Origin of the sequence: Streptomyces solincola, assembly GCF_002982015.1 — a bacterium.
In the GTDB taxonomy this organism is placed as follows: domain Bacteria; phylum Actinomycetota; class Actinomycetes; order Streptomycetales; family Streptomycetaceae; genus Streptomyces; species Streptomyces solincola.
Map to the genome: position 1 here is coordinate 1 of NZ_PVLV01000472.1, position 4,969 is coordinate 4,969.

Annotated in this window: 4 protein-coding genes; 2 read left to right on the forward strand and 2 right to left on the reverse strand. The window is 76.2% G+C overall.

Features of this window, described 5'->3' with window-relative positions; genetic code table 11:
* Positions 1 to 255: 255 nt before the first annotated feature.
* Entirely contained in the window at positions 256 to 1,572 is a 1,317-nt protein-coding gene (gene paaK / locus C6N75_RS24845) for a phenylacetate--CoA ligase PaaK (RefSeq protein ID WP_105871127.1), read from the forward strand.
* 497 nt (positions 1,573 to 2,069) lie between these two features.
* Here paaK and C6N75_RS24850 read toward each other — a convergent pair whose 3' ends face one another.
* Complete coding sequence (locus C6N75_RS24850; protein WP_258177596.1) at positions 2,070 to 2,948, reverse strand: restriction endonuclease; 879 nt, start codon at positions 2,946 to 2,948, stop codon at positions 2,070 to 2,072.
* Positions 2,949 to 3,165: 217 nt separating this feature from the next.
* Here C6N75_RS24850 and C6N75_RS24855 point away from each other — a divergent pair, with 217 nt between their 5' ends.
* Positions 3,166 to 4,257 (forward strand): glutamate--cysteine ligase 2, encoded by a 1,092-nt coding sequence (locus tag C6N75_RS24855; RefSeq protein ID WP_105871129.1) that lies wholly within the window; start codon positions 3,166 to 3,168, stop codon positions 4,255 to 4,257.
* A gap of 154 nt (positions 4,258 to 4,411) precedes the next feature.
* Here the strand turns inward: C6N75_RS24855 and C6N75_RS24860 are convergent.
* A partial coding sequence (locus tag C6N75_RS24860) for a VanZ family protein (protein ID WP_258177597.1) occupies positions 4,412 to 4,969 on the reverse strand: 558 nt, incomplete at its 5' end.

The window sequence follows — 4,969 nt, forward strand, 5'->3', positions numbered from 1 at the left end:
GGCCCCGGCCACCCCGCGGGGTCCTCCCTTCGCGCGGCGGGGGCGCCCGGCCCGCCGCGCGAAGGGAGGACCCCGCGGGGTGGCCGGGGCCGGCATGGAGGCCGGGTGACCGCCGGGTGGCGGCCGATTGACGCGCTCGCCCCTCTTGACCTGGCGCGGGGCGGCTTGACTTACTGATCGCCGGTGGAACGACCGAATGATCGGTCGACGGCCGGCGGCGGAGCCGGCGACGGGGCCGGAGACGGGAGTGGCGTCATGGCGGACACGGAGCGGGACGCGGCTGGGGCCGCCCCGGACCTCGGGGAGAAGCTGGACGGAGCGGGGCTCGCGGCGCTCCAGCTGGAGCGGCTGCGGGAGACCCTGCACCACGCGTACGAGCGGGTGCCGTTCTACCGGGAGTCGTTCGACCGGGCCGGGGTGCGCCCGGACGACCTGCGGTCGCTCGGCGACCTGGCGCGCTTCCCGTTCACCGCCAAGGCGGATCTGCGCGGGCAGTACCCGTTCGGCATGTTCGCTGTGGAGCGCTCCCGGGTGCGCCGGCTGCACGCGTCGAGCGGGACGACCGGCCTGCCCACCGTGGTCGGCTACACCGACCGGGACCTGGAGGTGTGGGCCGAGGTGGTGGCCCGGTCGATCCGGGCGGCCGGCGGGCGCCCGGGCGACACGGTGCACGTCGCCTACGGGTACGGGCTGTTCACCGGCGGGCTCGGCGCCCACTACGGGGCGGAGAGGCTGGGCTGCACGGTGGTGCCGGCCTCCGGCGGGATGACGGCGCGGCAGGTGCGGCTCATCCAGGACTTCCGCCCCGAGGTGATCATGGTGACCCCGTCGTACATGCTGACGCTGCTCGACGAGTTCGAACGGCAGGGCGTGGACCCCCGCTCGACCTCGCTGCGGGTGGGGATCTTCGGCGCGGAGCCGTGGACGGAGGAGATGCGGCGGGAGATCGAGGAGCGGTTCGCGATCGACGCGGTCGACATCTACGGGCTGTCGGAGGTCATGGGTCCGGGTGTGGCGCAGGAGTGCGTGGACGGCAAGGGTGCGCTGACGGTCTGGGAAGACCATTTCCTGCCCGAGGTGGTCGATCCGCTGACCGGGGAGGTGCTGCCGGACGGGGAGCCCGGGGAGCTGGTGTTCACCTCGCTGACCAAGGAGGCCATGCCGGTCGTCCGCTACCGCACCCGGGACCTGACCACGCTGCTGCCGGCCGCGCCGGGGCGGCCGTTCCGGCGGATGGAGAAGGTCACCGGGCGCAGCGACGACATGGTGATCCTGCGCGGGGTGAACCTGTTCCCCACCCAGGTGGAGGAGATCGTGCTCCGGGTCCCGGCGCTGGCCCCGCACTTCCAGTTGCGGCTGGAGCGCCGGGGGCGGCTGGACGCGCTGACCGTACGGGTGGAGGCGCGGGCGGACGCCGGGCCGGCCGACCGCGCGGAGGCGGCCCGGGCGGTGGAGGCCGCGATGAAGGACGGGATCGGGGTCTCGGTGCGGGTCGAGGTGGTGGACCCGGAGACCCTGGAGCGCTCGGTGGGCAAGCTCCGGCGCATCGTGGACCTGCGCCAGTCCACCTGAGCCCCTCCCGCGCAGTGGGGCGCCGACACGGCGCCCCACTGCGCCCGGCTCCAGTACCCCGGCCCGCACGCAGGGCCGCCCGCTGTGGCCGTCGATCGGGCCGGGCTTGTTCGGTCTGGCCGCTTGGGCCTGCCGGTCCGGTCGGGCTTGTCCGGCCTGCCTCGCTGCGGCCCGTCGGCCGGGGCCCGGCCCCGGCAGCGCCCGGCTCCGGTCAGCCCGGTCTACCCGCAGGGCCGCCCGCCCGCTTCGGCCCGCCGGCCAGGGCGGGCTTGTCCCGGCCCGCCCTGCCAGGTCGCACGCTCCGGCTTGCCCGCCCTGCGGGGCCGGCGCGGGCATGGCCCTCGCACCCCGGCCCGCCGGCCGGGGCGGGCCGGTTCGGCCTGCCCGCTGCGGCCCGTCGGCGCGGGCCCGACCCCGGCAGCGCCCGGCTGCGGCACCACGGCCCGCCGGCCGGGGCGCGGTGCTGGCGGCTCGGTCCGTACGGCGCCCGTCGTCGGTCAGTGCTCGGCGGCGGCGGGGCACTCCTCCGGGGCGGCGGGGAGGGGCAGCAGCCAGGGGGCCGGGCCGATGCCCTCGGCCCAGGCGTCCAGGCCGGCGCGGTCGACGCAGAGGATGCCGCACCGGGCCGCGTACTCGGCGGCGGGCTCGGTGAACTCGCTGGTGGTGACCACCGCGGCCACCTGGGCGTCGTGCACCGCGAAGCAGGTGCCGCCGAAGCGCTGCAAGTCCTGCGAACCGACCTTGTTGCCCGTGCCGTACGCCTTGCACTGCACGACGACCCGCCGCCCGTCGGGGGTGGTGGCCAGCACGTCGGCCCCCAGGTCGCCCGCGCCGCCGACCACCTCGACGTCCGCGCAGCCGTCGCGGACGCACAGCTCGGCGACGGTCTGCTCGAAGGCGTACGGGTCCAGTGCGGCGTAGTCGATGCCGGCGTACTCCGGCGGGACCGCCTCCTCGACGGCCTCCTCGACGGCTTCGTACCCGGACTGGTCCCAGGTCTCCCCCGCGGGCTCCGCCACGGGTTCCGCCGCCGGCGGCGGTACCGGCGCGAGGGCGCTGACCGGCGGCGCTCCCGCCGGCGCGGGCACCGTGGCGGGGACCACGGCGGTCCCCGCGACGAGGTCCGGGCGGGCGGCGCGGCGGCGGCCGGCCCGGACCAGGGCGGCGACCAGCGCGCCGGCGCCCAGCAGTCCGAGCAGCACGGCGGGGACGTCGGCGGCTTCACCGATCGCCGCCCGGGCGGTCATGCCGGTGCCGCACACCACGATGGCCACCAGTCCGACGGCCAGGACGACGTCGCGCAGGACGGTCCGGGGGCGCCCGGCGGCGGGGCGGTCCGGGCGGGGGTGACGCGGCCTGCGGGCGGATGTCGCCATGGACGGGCTCCTCCGGGTCGGGCACGGCCGGGGCGCCGGCCGGGTGGGTACGCGCCGTCGGGGACGGAGTCGTACGTTCCGGCGGCACTCGTACGGCCGTACGGATGATCTTGTGTCAGCCGTATGCCCCGTTCGGCGCAGTCCCCACGTCAGGCGTGGCTTATCTGATCGGGGGCATGCGACCGGCATTTCCGGGGCGAGAGAGAGGGTGGTGTCCGTGCGCAGCGTGGGTGTGGAGGAGGAGCTGCTGCTGGTGGACAGCGGGACCTGGCAGCCGTGTGCGCTGTCGACCGCGGTGCTGGCGGCGGTGTCCCGCGATCCGCAGGGCAACGAGGACGTCTTCGAGAGCGAGTTGCAGCGCCAGCAGCTCGAGTTCGCCACCCGGCCGCAGACCGACATGGGCGACCTGCGGGAGGAGATCGTGCGCTGGCGCGGGGAGGCTGCGCGGCACGCCGAGGGGCTGGGCGCCTCGGTCGCGGCGCTGGCCACCTCGCCGCTGGAGGTGTCGCCCACCATCGGTTCGGGCGAGCGCTACGAGTGGCTCAAGGAGCACTTCGGGCTGACCGCGCACGAGCAGCTCACCAGCGGCTGCCATGTGCACGTCTCGGTGGAGTCGGACGAGGAGGGCGTCGCGGTCCTGGACCGCGTCCGGCCGTGGCTTCCGGTGCTGCTGGCGATGAGCGCCAACTCGCCGTACTGGCAGGGTGAGGACAGCGGGTACGCCAGCTACCGCAACCGGGTGTGGGGCCGCTGGCCGTCGGCCGGCCCGGTCGAGGTGTTCGGCTCGGCGGACCGGTACCACGAGCAGGTCGCGGACATGGTGGCCAGCGGCGTGCTGAAGGACGAGGGGATGGTCTACTTCGACGCCCGGCTCTCGCACACCTATCCCACGGTCGAGGTCCGGGTGGCGGACGTGTGCCTGGACCCCTCGACCACGGTGCTGCTGGCCACGCTGGTGCGCGGGCTGGTGGAGACCGCGGCGCGGCGCTGGCGGGACGGCGAGCCGCCCGCCCGGCACGGACTGGCGCTGCTGCGGCTGGCGACCTGGCGGGCGGCCCGGTCCGGGCTGGCGGACGAGCTGATCCACCCGGCGACGATGCGGCCCGCGCCGGCCGAGGCGGTGGTGCGGGCCCTGTTCGACCACGTGCGGGACGCGCTGGAGGACAGCGGGGACGTGCTGCCCGCCCAGGAGGCGCTGGCGGCGCTGCTCAAGGGCGGCAACGGGGCGCAGGTCCAGCGCGAGCTGCTGCACCGCACCGGCAGCCTCACCGACGTGGTCGCGGAGTGCGTGGCCCGGACCCGGGGCTGAGCCGTCGGCGTCCGTGCGGTGACCGGAGGTCCGGGTGCTCGGTCCCGGCAGACCTGACAGCGGGCGGACATGACAGAGGCGGGCCCGCCGGAGAGGATCCGGCGGGCCCGCCTTCATGCCGCCACTGCGCGGAAGCGGGGCCCGGTCGGGCGGGCTACTTCTCGGCCGCCGGGCGCGAGCGGGAGAAGCGGTGCCACCAGTGGTGGCGGCGCGGGTGGACGATGCGGCCGAGCCGCCGGCCGAGCAGCAGGTAGCCGAGGAGCGCGCCGGTGCAGTTGAGCAGCACGTCGTCCACGTCGAAGGCCCGGCCGGTGACGATGGCGCCCTGGACCAGCTCCACGAGCACCATGACCAGCGCGGTGAGCAGCACCACCCGCACCAGGCCGCGGGCGCGCGGGAAGAGCACCGGCAGCAGCAGCCCGAACGGCACGCCGAGCAGGATGTTGCCGCCGAGCTGCTTGACGGTGTCCCGGAAGGCGGGCTGGTCGAGGTAGTCGCGGATGGAGTCGCCGGGGCGGAGGTTGGTGTGGGTGAGGGGCACGGACGCGGCGGACGGTTCCAGGGTCAGCCGGGCGAGCACCACGGCGAAGCCGACCATGGCCGCGAAGGCGACGACCACCACGAGGGCCCGCGTCGCCGGGGAGAGCCCGCGGCGGGGCTCGGCAGCGGCGGGCTCTCCCCGGCGACGCGGGCCCTCGTGGTGGTCGTCGCC